Source organism: Polystyrenella longa (assembly GCF_007750395.1).
Lineage (GTDB): Bacteria > Planctomycetota > Planctomycetia > Planctomycetales > Planctomycetaceae > Polystyrenella > Polystyrenella longa.
This window is the reverse complement of record NZ_CP036281.1, coordinates 951,721-971,566: the sequence shown is the minus strand read 5'-3', so window position 1 is coordinate 971,566 and position 19,846 is coordinate 951,721. Positions and strand designations below refer to the sequence as shown.

Below are 19,846 nucleotides of genomic sequence, written 5' to 3'. Positions count from 1 at the left end.
GGTCGACTACCAGTTGCGAGAACCTGCAGCCTGGTTCCGGCCTGTTCTCCCTTTTCCAAACTTACTGCGGATTGGGAGTTTTTGACTTGGTGAATTTTCTGCGTGAGTTTACTTTGTGAACTATTTCCCAAGTCCACGGGCCAGCACGGCCACCATGACTTCGTCGACACCGGCCTGCTTGAGAGCGGCAGTCGATTCGTTGGCGGTGGCTCCGGTTGTCATTACGTCGTCGACCAACAAAACTCGGGAAATGGGTTGTCGTCGTCTGGGGATTTTCGCCCGGAAGGCCCCTTTCAAGTTCTTTAAACGGGCCGTCCTTTTCAAACGTGCCTGATCCTGTCGACGCGACGTCCGCTTGAGCCAGCCTGAACAAATGGGGATCCGCAGGCACGAACTCAATTGCTTCGCGATATTGAGGGGTGCGTAGTCGAGATGCTGCAGATCTTTCGTCCAGTGTCTGGGCACGATGCAAATCGCTTGGGGATCAAAACTCGCCAGCCGCTGTTGTTCGCGCTCCCAGAGTAAAGTCGAGAGTGCTGTAACGAGTGGTTGCCCATTTGATTCTTTGCCTGCAAGCACAGCGGACCGAAGTTTTCCTTCGTAGACTCCCAGCGACAGAACTTCCTGAAACCGAAAGTTCTCTTTCCGACAGAAAGGACAGCCATCTTTATGCTGCGCATGGGGGCCAACTGGAGCGGAACAGCAAGGGCAACGATAAGGTAGAGCAGGAGCCAATTCCCGTTGGCACTTCTGACAAAGCTGCGCCGGCGTCGACACCTTGTCCGTTGCTCTACGCGGTGCGGGGGCTTCGTAGCAACTGGGACAAATTGGTGGGAAACAGAGATCGATTCCGCTTCGTACCAGTTTCCGAACAGGATGCAGATACGGATAAAACAGCATCTGAGCCCAGCCCTTTTCTGTACATCATCGAAAACGAACGCTCGATCAAGCTTGGTTCGCAGCACTTGCGAGGAGGATATCGAACTGGCTGATCAGCACGAGATTCTCTTCAGAAGGGAGTGCGTGAATATCGGCTTCAACATTCGTAGCTCCGGCTGTGTGGGCTTGGTTGAGTCGCAGCTCCGTATCACTCACAACTGAAGCGACAACAAATTCTTCACCCGCAATTCGAATCGCTGATCCGGGGATCGAACCAAAGCTATTCTGTAATTGCGTGAGGAACTGAGTGTTCACTCCGGTCAATGTGGTTGACCCGGCGACAATGGAAACCAGTCCGTCGATGCTGTCGGTGAAGGGAGTGTAATTAACGAGCGGGACTGTCGCAAAAGCAGTGCCGTCGTAAACTCCGTTCAAGTTAATCGAGTCTGCGTTAGAAATGGCATCCACGACGTCCATGCCATCACCAATCACACGACCGAACACCGTGTGCGGGACATTATCCAGGAAGAGGTTATCAACCGTGTTGATGAACCAACCGCTGCTGAAGCTGTCGATGTTACCCGACTGCAATGCCGTGGACAAAGTACCGCGAACGTTGGAGTTTTTGGCAATGAACTCGTTTTCAACAGGGTCGTTGGTCGGAATTGAAACCAGCCCTTGAGTAGTCGCATCGAAATCGAATCCGCCTCCCTGAATGATAAACCCGTCAATGGCTCGATGGATGGTCGAACCGGCGTAGGCGGCGAAGTAGCTTTTGAAGTTTTCCACTGATTTAGGAGCATCATCATCCAGGAGTTCGATGTCAAAGTCACCCAGATTGGATTCGATTCGAACGACTGTCCCGATCGAATAGTGGATATCTAGCGATTCGGTTTTGGAAACCTCACCAAGCGTACTTCGAACAAATAAGTTGTTTACACCCAGGTTGGCATCAGTATGCGAGAGTGGCACTTCCAACTGAAAGTTTCCATCCGCATCAGCGTTGGTGGTGCCATCATTAAAAACACCATCATTGTCTTTTGCGACTGTTACCGTTGAACCAGGCTGCGTGTTTCCCCGTATCGTCACGGTCGGTTTGTTGGTCACAAGGATATTGTTCGATTCAATAACCGAATCGTCATCGACTTCAATGCTCAAGGCAACAGGATCATCATTAGTGATGGTGCCCGTGCCAGTGTCGCTGGAGTCGGCAACAGTACCTTCGTCAACAGAGTCGACAACGACGGTGAATGATTCACTCAGTTCAGGAACATCATCGGATAGAACGGGAACGGAAAAGGTTTTCGAGACTTCTCCCGCTTCGAATGTCACCTGAGTTGTCGTTGAGGTGTAGTCCGATCCCGCTACGGCAGTTCCGTCAACAGTGCTCAACGTCAGCGTGATTCGCTCGCTCGCAGCAGAATCAAGCGAGACGTCGAAGGTCATGTTTCCAGCGCCATCTTCTTCATTGTAAGTGGCGTCACCAATGACGACGTTCGGAGAAACCTGAACAGTTAAGGAGAAGGAAGTAGAAGCGGATTCGCCTGCTTCATCCGTGGCGGTGACTCCCACGGTAAACTGTCCTAGGTCAGCGGTTCCGGGGGTTCCGCTTAAGATGCCGGTATCGGTATCGAAGTTAGCCCAGTTGGGTAAAGTGGGGGCGTCATCCCAAGTCACTTCGAAAGTTAATGTGTCGTCTTCATCGGCATCTTCAAATGCGGTGGAAGTATCCAGACTGAAGTCAGTCTGAATCGTCACAACCTGATCAGAAATGTCGATTGCTTCAGGAGCAGTGTTTTCAGGAGACTCAGATGAGCCATCGTCATCGTCGGGTCTTTCACCGAAGATGGTGCGAAGGACGTCGCCGTAGCGGGCTTCAATTTTGGAGTAGTATTTTTCGAGATCATCCAGAACGCTTCCCACTTCGGAATGGGAGAAGCCGGTCAGACCGCTAGCGGTTTCAATCAGGCTCTGATGAGATGCTTGTTGTTCGGTGGTTTCATTGCCCCGTTCGACGGTGGAAATGTGATCGTACACATCGGCGAGGAATCCTCCTTCCAGTCCGAAGAAGTTCGTCAGAAGCGTACGATCTTCCAGATGCTCAACCGTCCCGATTGAGGGAGCATTCCGGTATAGCTGCTGCGAACGGCGCTGCGTACCGAGACGGGATTTACGAGGCGAAATAAACGGTAACCAAACGGAGAGAAACATACTGTCTGACCAGTTTCTAAATAATCGGGTTGGCTGAGTTGTTTAATCCTGCGGCTGCAAATCGAACCAGTCCATCCTGCTGATTTCCGTTCACTCTACCCAGAGCCCCAACTGCTGTCGAGCTATTCTCTCCACAAACTGGCCAAACGGAGAGATTTCGGATTGATTCTGGATTTTCTTAAATGTTTCCTCTTATGATAGATATTTGCCGGCATCTCTCCGGCACTGTTTATTAAGGCGAAAACTTCTCTCAAAGTCCCCAAACATGATCACTCTCCTGAATTCAACCCGGTGCATTTGCATTCTCGTCCCACTCTGTTGGTGGGGGCTCAAAATGACGGTTAGTCACGCGAATCCACCCAGGGAGACTCCGAAATGGACTGTGAAAAGCACTGACGAATGGAAAGCCGCCACGGAGAGTGCCGAGGGTCTGGAAGTGAATCAGGGGCAACTGGTGCCTACCGGAGAGAAAACACTTTTCCGGAGTCAACTGAAACAGAGTGAATCTCCTCGGCAACTCGACCGCATCGAGTTCACTCAACCACCTGGATGGACAGGCTGGAAGAGCGAATCCAATCTGGGCCCTGCCGGAGGAAAAGACGCGGCCATATTCATTCCTGCAGGTGATAAGAATTACTGGTACCTGAATGCCACCCGAGGGGGTGGCGTCTATGGCGCATGGCACAGCACGGACATGCAAAATTGGACCCACTACCCGGATGTAATCGGTCGTGACTGGGTGACCACTGCCGAGTATGCGAATGGAACATTTTATATTTACTACGATGCCCCGAACGATGAAGACCCGCACCTGATTCTCGATAACGACCTAACCACTCCCGAACATCAGGACCTGGGGAAAGTCTTCGCCGATCCTTCTCATGGTTCGGACTCCGGAATTATTCGTGATGAGGACGGAAGCTTCCATCTCTTTTACGAAGACTGGAGCCCACTCAACGCGCGGACGCACAGTTGGGATTCTCCGTTAGCGGGGCATACTGAAAGTCTGGATGGAATCCACGGTTTTACTCCCCATGAATACCCAGCCCCAATTGATGTCCGCGCGAAACCGACGGGGAAGATTGGTCACTACCTGCACCCCACCAGCGAGATTCCGTACGAATACGAAATCCATGACGGACCTCAGGACGCGTTTGGCGACTACACCCTGATCAAAGTGGGCGAGTACTATTATCTCTTCTGCGATTATCATCCACATGATGGCGAAATCGGTCTCGCCTACTGGTTCAGCAAATCATTAAAGACGCGGTTCACCTGGGGTGGCACAATTGCCACCGGTTTCCATCCGGATCCTTCCGTTGGTTTTGCGGAAGGGAACTTCTATCTTTTTGTGCAACGGTCCGATAGTTTCATCAGCAGTGGACCATGGACGAATGGAGTCACCGCACGCGGAGGTGTTGATGTCGATGGAGATGGTAACATCGACCAATGGACCGACTGGCAGACGGTTAGAGAAGAGTATCAAAGCAAACCGGGCTTCTCAAAAATCATTGAAGCCAAAGCGGCGTCGCTCGACCTGTCCACGCTTCCCGCGGGAAAAGGAGTTCAGTTTGAAATCAAACTCGATTCATCCGAAGAGCGGCAACCAATTTTGGATCGGGTAGACGTTTTCTGGAAGTGATGCCGCTCAAATCGCGAGTGACCTTCCCTACTTATTCAACGGTCCAAGTCCCACTCGAGGACAGTTTTTCAACAGGGGGCATTCCGGACATTGTGGTCTGCGGGCGATGCAGATTTGGCGACCATGATGAATGAGACGGTGCGACCATTCGATCCATTCCTTCCGGGGAACGATCTCCTGCAGTTCCCGTTCGATGATCTCGGGGTTCTTGCTACGGGTGAGGCCGAGCAGATTGCAGATCCGTTTCACATGTGTATCCACGACGACGCCACTCGGAATCCCGAATGCGGTTCCCAGAACTACATTTGCTGTTTTGCGACCGACGCCCGGTAGCGCGACAAGGGCGGCCAGATCCTGGGGAATTTCTCCGTCGTGTTCGGCAACGACGGCTTGCGCCATGCCTCGCAGGTTGGCGGCTTTGGCTCGAAAGAAGCCGAGCGAATGTACAATTTCCTCGACATCTTTCTGGGTTGCGACCGCCAGTTTTTCGGCGGTGGGATACTTCGCAAACAAGATCGGCGTCACCATGTTGACGCGTTCGTCTGTGCATTGAGCCGAGAGAATCGTTGCGACCAATAATTGGAATGGCCCGTCGTGAAACAGGGCGCACTCAGCCTCGGGGTATCGCTTTTTAAGCTGAGTGATAATCCGCCGCACTCGCTTTTTGCGGTCGGGAATTAACTCCTGATCGGGATCAACAGACATCAGACTTCAATCGACAGGATAGAGAACAAGGGGCAAAAGAACCTGGCTCCCTCTTCTATACTGGTTGGAGCGGGCGATTTAAAGTAACTGCCCTGCTCTGATAAAGAATGCTATCGATTAAAAACGGACGGTTTCATTCTGTCCGCTGTAGGCATTCCTGTTATTGGAACCGGGTGTAATGACTGGCTGTGATTGCTGTGGGTACTGATACGCTTGACCATTCTGAGCAGCAGCACCGTTCTGGTATTGTCCGGCTGACGGATTGAACACTTGATTCTGCGGCATCATCGCTTGAGTCGAAGGAAAGACCTGCGGTTGTTGTTGATTCGCATTATTCAACATGTTCGATGGAATGGGATTTCCCCAGGCATCGTATTGCTGGGTCTGTGCCTGCAAGTTGCCGGTTCCGTTGTTGATGCCATTGGCAGTATTGATTCCGTTGACCGTCGGCATGCCATTCGTGGCAGGAGACATTCCCCAACCGGTTTGATTCTCGGTTCCGGGATTAATAGATGGCAATGCGTTGCTTGTGGCAGAATTCATTTGATTGAGTGGCAGAACGGAACCAGGATCGGTGGAATTGTTTGGAACCATTCCACTGTTCGCCATTCCATTGTTCGCGGTATTGTAATTCACGGGTTGAACTCCCTGCCCGTTTATCATTCCGTTGTACTGTGGCTGTGATTGAAGCTGAGCATTCGCTCCTTGTCCCTGACTCCAGTTTGCCTGAGCAATATTTTGCGAACCACCTGCTGGTATTTGATTCTGATTGGTCACGCTATTCTGATTGATGTTCCCATTGAAAGCTGTCGCCTGATTAGGCTGCTGGTTCGCTTGCTGATTGTTCGTGCTGGCGGACTCCGCTCCGAAGACAAAGGGGACGCGAGCTCCGTTCGGTAAAGTATTGGCGTTGTTAGACGCACCGTTGCTGATGGGTGCGGAAACAATTTCTTTACTGGATGCAGCACCAAACACGTGAGGTTGATGCTGGTCAGTGGCGTTCCCGTTTGGTTGAGGCTGTGCCGTGTAATTGCTTTGCATCACGTTGGCATTCTGCGAATTGGCACTGGGCCCGTTGTAGTTCGCTTCATTGGTTGTCGGTGCATTTCCGTTAGTGGAAGGCGCGACAGCCAGATTTTGGCGCTGCGGCACTGGCGCCATCGTTTGGAAATCCTGTTGCGACGAATTCGAACCGAATTGAGCCGGAATCGCTGCGGGTACCGTGTTGTTGACGTTCAACTGAGTGGTGGGAATGGCTTGTGTATTCTGCGATGCCTGAGGCGTGAATTGGGTGAACGGGTTCATACCGACGGGTGCCTGAGAGACTACTTGAGCATTTGCATTAACCACGCCGGAGTTGTTCTGTGGTGCCGAATTATTCGAGGCGACAGCTTGGTTATTTCCTGCCGTATAACCGGGAGCGATCGATGACAATTTCATCTGTGCTTCCGATTCTGTTCCGGTTTTACGGAACATGGCTAAAGCCTGATCGTATTGTCCCTGTTTTGCATGAAGCAATCCCAGGTTATTAACCGCACGCGTGTGGGTTGGTGCCATCTGAACCGCTTGTGTCAGGTAAGACTGGCTTTCGGAATATCGATTCTGTAACAGGTACGAATAACCCAGGTCACTGAGCAATTCAGGATCGAGCGGGCTATCCAGCATGGCCTGACGATAATGTTGTTCGGCTTCGGTATAGTTTTTCTGTAAGTCAGCCAGAACAGCCAAACGATGATGAGCCCGAGAGTTAACCGGCTGCGATGCCAGTACTTGTTTATAGACTTGTTTTGCCTGATCAAAATCACCGGCAGATTCGTATGCTTGTCCTTCGCGGAGCAGCTTATCGACATCGGAGGTCGCCGCTTTGGCCAGCGACGTATCGCTCTCCATCGGAAATTCTGCCGAAGCGAGCTGAATATCGCTCACCGCGGAAGACTTTTTCGAGTCCTGTTCATGCTCGGCGATGGGGCCCGGCTTTGCGGATTTCGGTGTACCCTGCGGAGCATTTTCCGTGAGTTCCATCAGTTCTTTTTCCGCAACATCTTTTTGCGACCAACTGGCGCTGCGAAAGCTGTTGAACGGTGACGATTGGCATCCCACAGTGAGGAAAGTTGCCAACAGTACGAGCGAAGTCTGTAGAGTTTTCACCGGTTTAATATCCCCGATTATGATGAGCGGTTCCTTCCGCCATGTGAACTTTTTGGAATCCCTTCCCGATCGGGAGACATTTTAAGCAGTTTTTTCAACTGAAAAATGCCCAAGCGAACTCGTCGCCGCGTATCCTACGCAGTTAAAACGAGTTCGAAACAGTGACCGGCCCGACAACAAACCAGCAGACATAAACCCATAACCAACAATGATTTAGACTTACACTCCCCTGTTCCACTTCGTGTAAAAACAGGGGCAGGCGACCGTTGGGCAGCTGTCAGAAGGCGGGACTATAGAAGTTTTTCCAAAACGTGTCGAGGCGATATCCGGGAAAGAACCCGCCCAACACGTCTCTTTTGAACATCTTTTTCCGACAGAATGCGATCAGTCCGGATGTTGGCGGTCTGAGCTGATTTCTCAGACGCGGGCAGACCGGTTTCAGGTCGCCTCGACGGGTTCAACCGGTTCGGGAGTGCCAACGTCTTCGGAGCGGGCAGGTTTAATGAACAAGACCAGCAGACCGGCGAGGAACATAATGCCTGCACTGCACCAGTACGGAAATGTGACTTCCGACTCGAACAGCACAATACCGATGATCGGTCCGAGGATACGGGCGATGGAGGACATACTCTGCCCAATCCCCAGAATTCCCCCCTGGTCCGACTCGGCACTTCGCAGCGAAAGCAGTGATTGAATGGAAGGATTCAAGGCTGAAAAACCGATGACGCTCAGCGGGAGAATCAGATACATCTGCGTTAAGGTTCCCCCTTCGGCAATCCAGCCAATAGCGAGCAGACCGGCCACCATCATGAACACTCCGGCAATGGCCATCCGTTTCTCACCGACACGAGGCAGCAATCGGCGAATCAGTAACCCCTGACTCAGCATGAGTAAGACGCCAATGTAAGCGAAAACATAAAAGTTATCCTGTTGGCTCAAGCCGAAATGTTCGGTTAACAGGGCTAAGGTCGATTCGAGTTGAGCAAAGGCGACGGTTGACAGAAAAATGGTCAGCAGAATGGGGCCAATCGAAGGACGCGTAATGGCGGGAATCAAAGCACTCACATTCAACCAGCCTCGGTGGACGGCGTTAGAATCCGGATTGAGCGATTCTGGAAGTTTGAAAAAAGCAAACAGCAGCGCGAGACCAGACATCGCTGAGGCGACATAACCCGGCATGGAACTGGGCGGAGCTTCGGGATTATCTCCCACTGAAAAGGCTCCGATCAGTGGCCCGAAGGTGAATCCAATACCGAAGGCGGCACCGATCATTGCCATTCCTTTGCCTCGATTTTTAATGTCAGTGACATCGGCAATATAAGCTTGTGCCGTGGGAATAGTCGCCCCGGCAATCCCCGCTCCGATTCGAGTCGCAAACAACCAAGCCAATGGTGATAGCCCCAGGACAACTGTATCCGGATCCCAACCGGTTGCCAGACCAAAGAGAGCGTATGATATTGTCGATCCCGCCAGCCCCAGCATCAGAATCGGACGGCGACCGACCCGGTCGGAAACACGTCCCCAGATGGGGGCAAACAGAAACTGCATCGCCGAGAACGACGCCATCAGCAGTCCCAATTTGAAACCGCTCGCGTCATCAACGATAAAATGTTTTCCGTATCGCGGAAGCAGCGGCATGATGATGCCAAAACCAAGCAGGTCAATAAAGACCGTCACAAAGATGACCATCAAACTCGCTTTACCGGTTCTCGCCACGGGGGGAATCCTCTTTTTATATTCTGATTTTTCAATCATCTGGACACCGGGGCATTCGTCGCCGGCTGAAAGCCAACTCTGTATCGAGTGCGCGGTGTTGAAATTAAACGGACAAGTCACTCGCAAACTGTAATGGCTTTCGCAACGTTCTGAAATGGAAAACGCACCACAGGTCAGGAACTTGTGGTGCGTTCGTGCTTTTCAGAGTTAAGCAGGCCTTAATCAGGCGAAGCTGAAACAGGTTATGCCAAATCAAGCAATGCCAAATCAGGCATGAGATGTTTCGCCGTAGTTGGCAAAGTCAGCTTCGGGAGTGGCATCACTTTCGGGATCGAACCATTCCTTTTTGAACTCGATGCGGATTTTATGTTTCATCGCCAGATTAGCGGTGATCGCCATAATGGCGTCGGCCATGGCAACGGTACCGTTACATTTTAGCCCACCCTCTTTAGGACCTTTAAAGTTATTGGTCCGGATACAGTGGCAGAAGTGCTCCATCTCTTCGGTGTAACCGCGGCTGACTTCCGTCACTTTGGTATCGACTGCTTTAGGTGCCGCAGTCGTTTCGTAGGAATCCATCACGCCGCCACCTGATTTGCCTTCGACAAGCCACAGACGAGTGTCAATTCCACCACCACTGGTCGGGCTGGCTTCTTTATAAAGCAGCGCCTCTTTTTCCGTTTTCATGATGAGCGTTGCACGAGAACCGAAGACCGCTTCGCCGTAAGGTTCCCAGCGATTGGTGTTCATCGAGGAATAAGTGACGATACAGATATCGCGTTCGTTGTTGATCTCGGTATCCGAACCTTCTTTGTAGTAAGTCGGGCCGGGGAATTCGAAGGTCACGTAAATGTGGTCATCGATTTCGCGATCGTCATCCCATTTGTCCTGAGGACCTACTCCGGGAACACCGTAGAAGTTCTTTCCACCGTAGCCCTGAACCGCAATCGGATGAACTTTGCCGAGAAAAATACTGGCGGCGTCCAACTGGTGGCTCCCCAATTCGGCCATCAATCCACCACCGGTCGAATTGAACAGACGCCAGTTGACGAGCTGGTTCAAGTCTTCGTAACCGAACTCCTGGGCAGTTTCATCTGTTACGGCTTTCGCGTCCGCAGAAGGAATGCTTTTACGCCAACTGTCGCGACCGGGGAAGCTGTTGTTCCGGTGCCACTGGGCACGGATGTATTTAATGGTGCCGAGATGACCTTCTTTGACAAGGTGGTTGGCATTGTCGTACAGCACGCTGTAGTGACGTTGGTGACCCACAGCGTAAAGCAGATTATCCTCTTTGGCTTTGCGGATCAGCTCTTTGCATTCGGTGATGTTATGAGCCATCAGCTTTTCAGACAGAACATGCAGCCCAGCGTCGAGGCATTCCATCGCAATGGGAGCATGCTGGTTCAGCGGAACAGCAATGATGACCAACTCGATACCGAGTTCGTCTTTTTTGGCCAGCATCTCCCGGTGATTACTAAACACCTGAATTTTTTCGGCGTTTTCGGCGCCCAGTTTTTTGACCAGACCGATGCGGTGCTCGTTACCGTCCCCTTTGAACGCCCGATCCCGGTTGGTGGGACGGAGGTCGGCAATGGCAACGATGTCCATGTATTTTTCAGGGTGCTGGGTAATGAGGACGTTTCCTTCATCGCCTGTACCGACGATGGCGGTTTTGACGCGTTCCCCTTTCAGCTCTTCGTAGCCGAAGTAGACAGCTCCCATTCCTGCCGCTGAGGCAACCGCCCCTTTGATGAAATCACGACGGGACTGCCCGACAACCTGATCGAAGTTGTCGCTGCCAATTTTTTCCTGTTCCGGTGTTAATAACATGTTTATCTCCCCGCGATGAGCTGAGGTTAGTTGTAGTAGTCGAGTTTTATTTTATGAATGCTGCTGAGCGACTGCCGGCAGTATTTAATTTTATTCCGTTAGCATCTGAGCGAGATGCCCAAGTGTTAAGTGGCCGCTGCGGCCTTGGAAGAATCGGTTTCTGTTTTCACAGAGGTCGTCGTCGCTTTCGTTTTCTGTTTTCGAAAAAGTGCAAAGAATGCAGCGTCGATACCAAACCAACGTCCGGTCGGGAAGGCAGCGATGGCCAGCAGAGCGAAGACTTCAATGAGGTTCTTATTCACGACGAAACTATGCTCTGGTCCCGGTACTTGAGGAACCCCCGGCCAGGGAGGCATCACCAGGTAGAACGAAAGGACCATCACCGCCCCCAACAGGACTGCCAGTTTGGTGAACAATCCCGCTACCAGGCAGAAACCGAGAACCAGTAAACCAGTAATGACGAGGAAGTCCTGCGTTTGAACGGGCTCCGGATCAGGGCTAACAGGGCCTTTGCTGAGTTGATCTAAAGAAACGAGTTTAATCGCGGCAGTACGCAGTTCAGAATCGAGTGATTTAATCGGGCCGAGCGCTTTCGCCTTTTGCTCCAACATCTTTGTTTTTTCGTAATCGAGATGCACCCAGTTGTAATCAAGCGTGGCGTCAGCATGCATCTGCTCGAAGCGACCGAGGAGATCCTGGTATTGCTCTGAGCTACCCGGCAGACGTTCTTCAAAACGAACGTCTTTTCCTTCTTCATCTTTAATTTTGGTCGCGTAGAGCGGCCCCACCATTTCGGGATCCGCTTTCAAGGTCCCTTTCAGGCGTTCGCGGAATCCAAGTCGGGCCTGACGATCATAAACCTGATCGAGAGCGCGAGCAAAAGCGATTTGCGTTTCGGTCGGTTCCTCTACGGTTTCGCTCTCTATTTTTTCTCCATCATCACTGATGGTAATCACGTTGTACTTGAAGGCTCCCGAAGTCAACGGAGGAGGATCCATCTCTTCGAGTCCTGCCAGCCAGATCAGACGGGCGCGTTCTGCAGGAGTCATGTGCCATTCGCCATCGACTTCGAGGCGTTTCTGATCTTTATTGAATGTAAAGAACTTGGACCAATCGTTTTCCCCAAGATATTCCGCAACGCGGGGAGGGAGTTCCTCCACAATTGCATCGGACGCATACATGTCCCGACCATTGAGCAAAGTATCAAGTCGCTTCTGCTGATCTTCCGAGAGATCGTAATGCTTCACGAAACGGTTCTGCCAGGCGGTCCAGCGGGCGTTGACTTTTTCTTCATTTAACCAGTCGAGTTCATCCGGGTCTCCGACGAGCTCACGGAAGTTATCTCGGAACGGACCTTCGGCATTACTTAAGTAGCCGGCGGCCGTCCAGGGTCTGGAGGTCGATTGCGTCGATGTTTTCCAGAGTCCTTCGTAAAGGAACTGCCAGCCAATCGCCATGCGCAGGACGACTAGCAGAATGATCGCAAGGAGAGGAACATATCTGACTTTTTGCACGGTGTTTTTACCTCTTGGACACGGTTAAATCACTCAACCCATTCACCCGATTGTCCTTGCTACTGGAATACGAAAACCAGATACGGAGAAATGGCGGGAGACCGTTCAGTGGGAATGTCAGGCTGAAATCAATCTTCAGCAGACAGGCCGCTGCACAAAGTCCCCTATTTTATACGTCAGCAGGGGGCAAGTCGTGGGGAGTGATAAATAAAACATGCTCTGGCACATTGACGAGGATCGGATCGATCGGACGGCCAGCACGGGGTGGGAGGATCAGTATAGCACTGACCTTCGGATGATTATCACAAAATTTAATGGTTTTTTCGACCCCCATGACAAAAAAAGCTGTCGAGAGTGCATCAGCCAACTCCGCCGTGGGCGCCAGCACCGTTACAGAGAGTAATTCATCCACGGGCCAACCGGTCCGGGGATCGAGAATATGTCCATACCGTTTCCCCTGAAAGCGGTGGAACTGCACATTCGATCCGCTCGTCGACAGGGCGCAATCCGTTAATAAAATTGTAGCCAACCGCTGCTGGGTGAACAGAGGATTTCTGAGTCCGATTGGCCAACCGGGGTGACCATGGTGGTTCCCATACGCCAACATGGTACTTTGACCACCATGGAGCAGAAAGCTGTCGATCCCCTGTGTCTGCAAATCTTCCGCAATGACATCCAGGGCATACCCCTTTCCGATACCGCCGAGATTCAGCTCAACCCCCGGTTTCTTGAGGCGGACTGTGCGGGACTCGTCGTCAAACAGGATTTTATCACTTCCCACGCGTTCAGATACGTCAGCGATTTCGTCTTCCGTGGGGATGCGATCTTCCTGTCGGGCCATGTGCCAGAGTGTGATAAAAGGAGCCGCCGTCATATCAAACGCGCCGTCGGTCTCGGTTGCCAGTTCCTGCCCCCGCTTGAGTAAACCATACAGGTTAGGAGTCAGTTCAAAGGCCTCTTCTGCTGCCTGAGCGTTCAGCAGAGATAACTCGCTCTCGGGCCGATAAACGGTCATTTGCGATTCAAGGGAATGGACCCGTTCCAGAGCATCGGTGGCAGGCATGACGACGTCGCGATCACCTGGGTTGAGCACCAAGCCAAACTGGCAGGCCATGGCGCGTGTCGCCATTCGCAACGTGGCCCCCGCTTCGGGCTCTGGGGGCAGGCCATTAAGAAATCCCTCTCCCACAGCACGAGCGTTCCGTTCCAGCCGATCGCGCAGGGAACGGCCTGTCAGGAAGTCGCGACGGTTTCCCTGCTCGTCAGTCGGGTCTGGGTCGGATGTTCGATTCATATCGTAAACAGATAAAGAAGCGTCCCCCGATCTAGAAACTCGCCTCCGAAAGGCAAATTGAAGACGGGAAGTTTGTCTGAATAATAAAGCTAGCATCACTATTATCAGGCTCGACTGACGAAGTGTCTACCAGAATGAACCAGTGATATACCTGCACTTCCCAAATGGGAGCTGCTCACGGGGCACAATAAAATTGAGGAACATAAAAGAAGGGAGTTCGACTATTTGAGTCGAACTCCCTTCTTTCAATATTCAGTTAACCAGCAGGCGTTGAGCCGGTGGGGGGAGATTCCTGAACGGAATAACTAGTCACCCCAATCCGATACAGGCCAGGGATTGAACCCAAGCCAGGGCTTAACCCCATGTCTGGTATTGAACAATGTATTACTCGGCAGAACCGCCTTCAGTTGAACCAGCATCTTCGGTAGCTGGGGGTGTGATTGGTGCTGCGGTATCGTCGTCAGTAGGACCACAACCAATGGTGAAGAGGCTCATTGCGCACATCAGAGTAAAGGCTACGACTTTTTTCATTACGATTCTCCTTCAGTTCGAAAATCTTGTCAGGAAGCAGGGTAAATTAGAGTGGAAATAGCAGGGCTTGAACGTTTCCCGCAAAGGTCATTACATCATGTTCCACACACCCGAACCAGTGATACACAAACGATTTCTTAATAAACTCAAAAGTTGATTCGTTCATTAAGTACGTGTATTAGCTTGACTTACTCTTTTTTTTGAAGCCCTACTGCTAGTTAATCCCCTGCACCTTCAGACACCCCGCTCCTACCTAACCCTCCCGGCTAAACACAAAACAGACTTCCCCCTGAGTCAACATTCAAAATAGGCGCCACAGGCAAAAAGGGTTGACCAAATAAAAAAACCGGATACTACGGATTCTTACGATACCCGCAAGTAACTACTACAGAACAACTTACAACATCGCCAATTGCTCCGCATGCGAATTATTCGCTCCCGACCCTCGCTTTAAGGGTAAAAAAACTCAACTCATCAGCCCTCAAATTCCGAACCTTCAGAATAACTGCCAATTTCGGCATAACCGTTACATTCTGACATAGGCGAATGATCGGGAAGCATTGATGAAAGCGATTTTGAAGAAGACATTATTCACTCTGGTAGGCTGCGTGACCTTGGGGTCACCGGTGTATGCACAGAGTAACGCCTCCTCGCAGGCCAGTGGGATCCTCAATGACAACGCCGCAGGGCGGGTGGTCATGAGTAACACAGTCGGTACGGCTGTGGCCAACCCATTCGGTCCAAGGGGGTTTGCCTCCGGAACCTGGGGCCAAGGCCCTGGCTTCGATGCCGACCAAGTCGACATCAGCGCATTGATTCCCAAACACATCGACCCAGGCAAAAGCCTGTTCATGTTGATGTTACAGGGATCAATCACTGAAGACGGCGATGGGGTCGGCAACGTAGGTGTGGGTTATCGGTATTACTCCGAAGAACTCGACCGCATGTTCGGCGTCTCGACGTGGTACACGTCGGATGACAGTGCCAACGACACCTACGACTCGATCGGGCTGAGCCTCGAAAACGTCGGTCGCTGGTTCACCATGCGGTTCAACGGGAACTACGTCCTGGACGATGAGGCCACTTTGGTCAATCGGGCCTATATATCGGACGAGTTCTTTTTCCAGAACTTTATCGGGGTGACTCGGGAGGATACGTGGGAGACTCCGTATCACTACGCCGAGTTGCTCTTCGGAACACCGCTTCCTGTACTGGGACGCTATGGGGTGACTGCGCACGTCGGTCCCTACGGCCTGTTCAACTCAGACACAGATAGTGTCGCCGGTATTAAAGTCGCCGTTGAAGCGCAGATTAATGAAGACATTCGTGTGATGACGAACTGGCAGAACGACTCGGAGACGGGTTCTTCAACCAGTGTGAGCGTCAGCTTTGCCTTCCCTCATCGCCGATCTTCCCGATTCTTCCGGCAGACCCCCATCCAGAATCGTCTGGGTGATATGTGGAATCGTCCATCACGGATCAGCACGCAGATCAGTCGTGAAACGGAAAACGTCGCTTTGACGAATCCAAAAGACAACGAGGCGTTCTTTGCTGTTCATATCAATCCTAACGCCGACAGTGCTGGCGATGGTACATTCGAGAATCCGTACAACTCGATTCTCGGCTTTACGAACCAACCCTTTGTTGACATCATCCGCGTTGTTCCTAACGAAAATGGAACAGCCGAAGGATTACAGAACGACGGACCGTTGGAACTGTTTGACTGTCAACGACTGCTCGGTGCTTCCATCGAACACATTGTCGACGCAGTTGAATATAGCTTTGTGCTGCCAGGCCAAACTGGCGACGCTCTGCCCATCATGCAGAACCTGTATAACGACAGTCTCAATTCTGTTGTCGTCCTCGCTAACATGAACGAAGTTTCTGGTATTCAGATCGACGGAACTGGCGTCCTGACAGGGGGAACGGGGGACTTCGGAAACGGAATCACAGCTCAGGTTGGTGGTATTCATGACTTCAACGTCAACCGTAACCTGTTCGTAAACTATCGCGACGGAATGCAACTCGCGAATGTCGAAGGAACGGGTTTGCTGACAGCCAACGAGTTTGACGGTTCAGGTGGACCTTCAGATAACGGCTTCTTCCTGATTAACACGAATCCACTCGACCTGGACCTGTTCATCACAGAGAACAACTCTCACGACAACGGTGGGGCTGGATTCCTGACGATTGCTGATGCAGGAACGATTAACATCACCACAGAGAACAATACCGCCAACAATAACGATATCGGCTACGGCCACCGTGCCGAAACGGGTGCTACGATCGTTCAGACCAGCTTCAGTAATAACTCGGCGAACGAGAACTCCGGGACGGGAGCTATCTGGGACGCTAACGGTGGAACGATTGATATTCAGGAATACTTCGGCAACGAGCATCTAGACAACGGCGGCTCAGGTGCGGTTATCTCCGCCAGCCTGGGTGGCGACGTCACTTTGCGAAATATGCATAACAACGCCTTTACCGGTAACGGGGACAACGGTCTTCAGTTGATCACCGATGGAACTGGCTCGACGATTGATGCCGAAATCGGCCTGCAAAATGCCGATGGCACATTGCTGATCAACGCCTTTAACAACAACGGTGAAGACGGTATTAACCTGACCGCAAACAACGGTAGCCAAATCGATGCCCGCATCGAGAACAACCAGGCGAACAACAACGGTGACGATGGCCTGGGTATTGAAGCTTCGGAATCCACTATCAATGTGGGTGACAACGCTGGTCACGTCATCCTCGACAACACCTTCAACGACAACGGTGGAGCGGGTGTCGAGATTGTTGCTGCTGGCGGTGCGGCTGTTGCCCCACCGATAACCGACGTAAATGCCTACCTGTTCAGTAATACGATCAACGGCAACGGCGAAGGTGGTGTGGTTGCGACAGGTACCGGGAACAACTCAGACATCGACTTGATCGTCGGACAGTCCGGAGATGGAAACACGATCAATAGTAACGGTGAAGTGGGTGTCGGTATTCAACTGGACAACACCGCTACCGGCTCGCTGCTGGTTTACAATAACAACATCTCCAGCCAGACGGCTGGTGGAGCGGCGACTCCCTGGGATGGTGTCGGTATTGGAGTCTTCCTGAATGGTGACTCCGAACTGAACGCCTTCGAGGTTCGCAACAATACGATTAACAGTAATGCGACTGATGGTGTTCGAGTGGAAACCTTTGTTCAATCGATCATGGAATCAGGATTCATCGACGACAACAACATCTCCGGCAACGGGGAATACGGTATTCACTACCGTCGAAACGGAGAGTCGATCCTGGACAATCAGTTTATCCGAGGGAACAATATCACGGGTAACCAAAACGGTCTTCACATCTACACGGCTGGTGGTGCAACCGACTTCCGTGATGGTACGGACCTGTTCCTGAACTTCGTCATCGGAGACGGTGGTGCTGGCAACGGGAACAACATCAGCAACAACAACGTCGATGGTATTGTGCTGACATCTACAGTGGATGCCAATCAGGTAACCAACATTGATGGCAATACGGTTAACAACAACGGTGCTAATGGTTTACACTCCTTCTTAGGCTTCTTTGCCTCGCTGCAAGGTGTGTGGCAGAATAACAACTTTGATAACAACGGCTTGAACGGTATGCTCCTGGAAGAAGGTGACTTCACTCAGGTCACTCGTGCTGTCTACAACCGTGGTGCGAATACATTGACCACCGTCGACATCGCCATGAACGTGGACATTCTGGATAACACCTTCAATAATAATGGTGCAGACGGCCTGTTTGCGGCAGTGACATCCGAACTGGATATCTTCCGCAACGAGTTTATTGGTAACGGCGAGGACGGTATGGAGTTCGATGTACCGGCTTCCCAGAACAATCCGCTCAACATTGTTGCTCCATCTATCATTGTCCGAGCGGGCCAGAACACGATTACGGATAACGGTGGAATTGGTATCAGTATCGTCAACAGTGACGACTTTTCATTCACCCCCGCTCCTCCTCTTGACTCCTTCGATGGTGGTGGCCTGTTTGCCGGTACCTTCGTCGAGAACCTGGTTGAAGGAAACGGCTACGATGGTGTGAGCGTCTGGAACGATGATAACGATACAACTCTGGTTGACTTTATCGACAACCTGGTCCTCAACAACGCCGGATATGGTTATCGAATCCAGAACTACGATGACGACCGAGTTGGAGACGGAATCATCCTGGGAGGGGAAGCCTTCATGCGAATTAATATCTCTGGTACGAACGATCCCACTGCGACTCAGGGGAATGGAAGTAACAGCCGTATTGACAATAACGGACTGGGCGGATTGATCGCTATCAACAGTTCTAATGTATCCGGTGCACTTAACGACGCCGACTTCTCCGAGACAGACATGGACATTCGCGTCTTCCAGACTGCCTTCCGGGGCAACGGTGCAGACAGTCTGACCTTTGTCGATGGCGACACCAATCCGAACTACTTGACCGGCGGAGTGCTTGTCAACGCTCCGGACAATGGCAACGGCCTTTACCTTTATGTGGGTACTACCAACGTAGGTGGTGTCCAGGCTGACATTCGAGACAACTATCTGTCGGGTAACGAAAACGTGGATGTTGTTTTCCAGTCCTTCACCGAAATCCTGTCAGCTGACCTCGCAATCGAACCCTACCTGGATGAAGATGGGAATATCAACGGAGACTACGAACCTGATCCAATAGCAAGGCTTGACCTTCGCTTTACTGGGAACGTTGGGGAATCGATCGACGTCACCCGTCAAGGAGCGTACTTCGACAACGTCGATCCATTCAAATCTCCGAATGCGAGCCCCGGAAACTTCTTTGGCGACAGCGGAAGACGTCGTAACGCTCAACGGGAGCCATTGGACGTGTTAAGAGCTAATGCCCTTGTTGTCACGCCAGTGGCTGATAACGCCGAAGATAACTTCGAAGGGGCTCCACTGAGCACAGTGGACAACGCATACCTTAACAACTATGTTATCTTTACTGGTGGGGCGAACAACGGTGAGTCTCGATTGATTCTGTCAAGTACTCTAGGTGCAGTTGCAACAGCTCTCGTTACTGATCCCTTCCCGGCAATCCCAGGACTTGGAGACCCATTCGAAGTCTGGTTGTTGCAGACACCTGGTATCGGAGAGTCAACATTCCGTACGGAAGAAACCCAAGTGCTTAACAACAACGACTTCGACAACGTCATTAGCGACTTTGATGACATCTTTATCCTTGGTCCTGCTGGCGGCCCTCCATTCAACTGGGTTACAGGAATCGTCTTGCCACCAGCCTTCCCACTGCCGACTCCAATCGCAGTACCATAAGGTGAGTTAAAGTAGAACTGAAAACGAACAACAGCCAGCTGAGACTTCTCCGCTGGCT

11 protein-coding genes are annotated in these 19,846 nt (G+C 51.6%); 2 read left to right on the top strand and 9 right to left on the bottom strand.

The features are described 5' to 3' along the window. Window positions 1-120: 120 nt before the first annotated feature. Complete coding sequence (locus Pla110_RS03670) at window positions 121-900, bottom strand: ComF family protein (RefSeq protein ID WP_144993381.1); 780 nt, start codon at window positions 898-900, stop codon at window positions 121-123. 45 nt (window positions 901-945) lie between these two features. Beyond that, window positions 946-3,090 carry a peptidylprolyl isomerase gene (locus Pla110_RS03665; protein ID WP_144993379.1) on the bottom strand — a complete coding sequence of 715 codons (2,145 nt, stop codon included), beginning with the start codon at window positions 3,088-3,090 and terminating at the stop codon, window positions 946-948. A gap of 382 nt (window positions 3,091-3,472) precedes the next feature. On the opposite strand from Pla110_RS03665, the gene Pla110_RS03660 reads away from it, so the two are divergent. Then, window positions 3,473-4,732 carry a hypothetical protein gene (locus Pla110_RS03660; RefSeq protein ID WP_144993377.1) on the top strand — a complete coding sequence of 420 codons (1,260 nt, stop codon included), beginning with the start codon at window positions 3,473-3,475 and terminating at the stop codon, window positions 4,730-4,732. A gap of 27 nt (window positions 4,733-4,759) precedes the next feature. On the opposite strand, the gene nth is transcribed toward Pla110_RS03660, so the two are convergent. From nth to Pla110_RS22500, 7 genes are all read right to left on the bottom strand, one after another. Continuing rightward, on the bottom strand, window positions 4,760-5,437 hold the full coding sequence (gene nth / locus Pla110_RS03655) for an endonuclease III (RefSeq protein ID WP_144993375.1): 678 nt from the start codon (window positions 5,435-5,437) through the stop codon (window positions 4,760-4,762). Window positions 5,438-5,554: 117 nt separating this feature from the next. Beyond that, window positions 5,555-7,585 (bottom strand): tetratricopeptide repeat protein, encoded by a 2,031-nt coding sequence (locus tag Pla110_RS03650; protein ID WP_144993373.1) that lies wholly within the window; start codon window positions 7,583-7,585, stop codon window positions 5,555-5,557. Window positions 7,586-8,023: 438 nt separating this feature from the next. Then, window positions 8,024-9,301, bottom strand: a complete 1,278-nt coding sequence (locus Pla110_RS03645) for an MFS transporter (protein ID WP_144993371.1) — start codon at window positions 9,299-9,301, stop codon at window positions 8,024-8,026. A gap of 267 nt (window positions 9,302-9,568) precedes the next feature. Beyond that, the gene (locus Pla110_RS03640; protein WP_144993369.1) at window positions 9,569-11,131 is read right to left on the bottom strand and encodes a Gfo/Idh/MocA family protein; all 1,563 of its coding nucleotides are present in this window, start codon (window positions 11,129-11,131) and stop codon (window positions 9,569-9,571) included. Between the two features lie 125 nt (window positions 11,132-11,256). Then, the gene (locus Pla110_RS03635) at window positions 11,257-12,645 is read right to left on the bottom strand and encodes a DoxX family protein (RefSeq protein ID WP_144993367.1); all 1,389 of its coding nucleotides are present in this window, start codon (window positions 12,643-12,645) and stop codon (window positions 11,257-11,259) included. A gap of 169 nt (window positions 12,646-12,814) precedes the next feature. Continuing rightward, complete coding sequence (locus Pla110_RS03630) at window positions 12,815-13,939, bottom strand: FAD:protein FMN transferase (protein WP_197440483.1); 1,125 nt, start codon at window positions 13,937-13,939, stop codon at window positions 12,815-12,817. Window positions 13,940-14,323: 384 nt separating this feature from the next. Beyond that, the gene (locus tag Pla110_RS22500) at window positions 14,324-14,470 is read right to left on the bottom strand and encodes a hypothetical protein (RefSeq protein WP_197440482.1); all 147 of its coding nucleotides are present in this window, start codon (window positions 14,468-14,470) and stop codon (window positions 14,324-14,326) included. 563 nt (window positions 14,471-15,033) lie between these two features. Between Pla110_RS22500 and Pla110_RS03625 the strand changes: the two genes are divergently transcribed. Next, a complete protein-coding gene (locus Pla110_RS03625; protein WP_144993363.1) occupies window positions 15,034-19,788 on the top strand; it encodes a beta strand repeat-containing protein in 4,755 nt (1,584 codons plus the stop codon). Window positions 19,789-19,846: the final 58 nt, after the last annotated feature.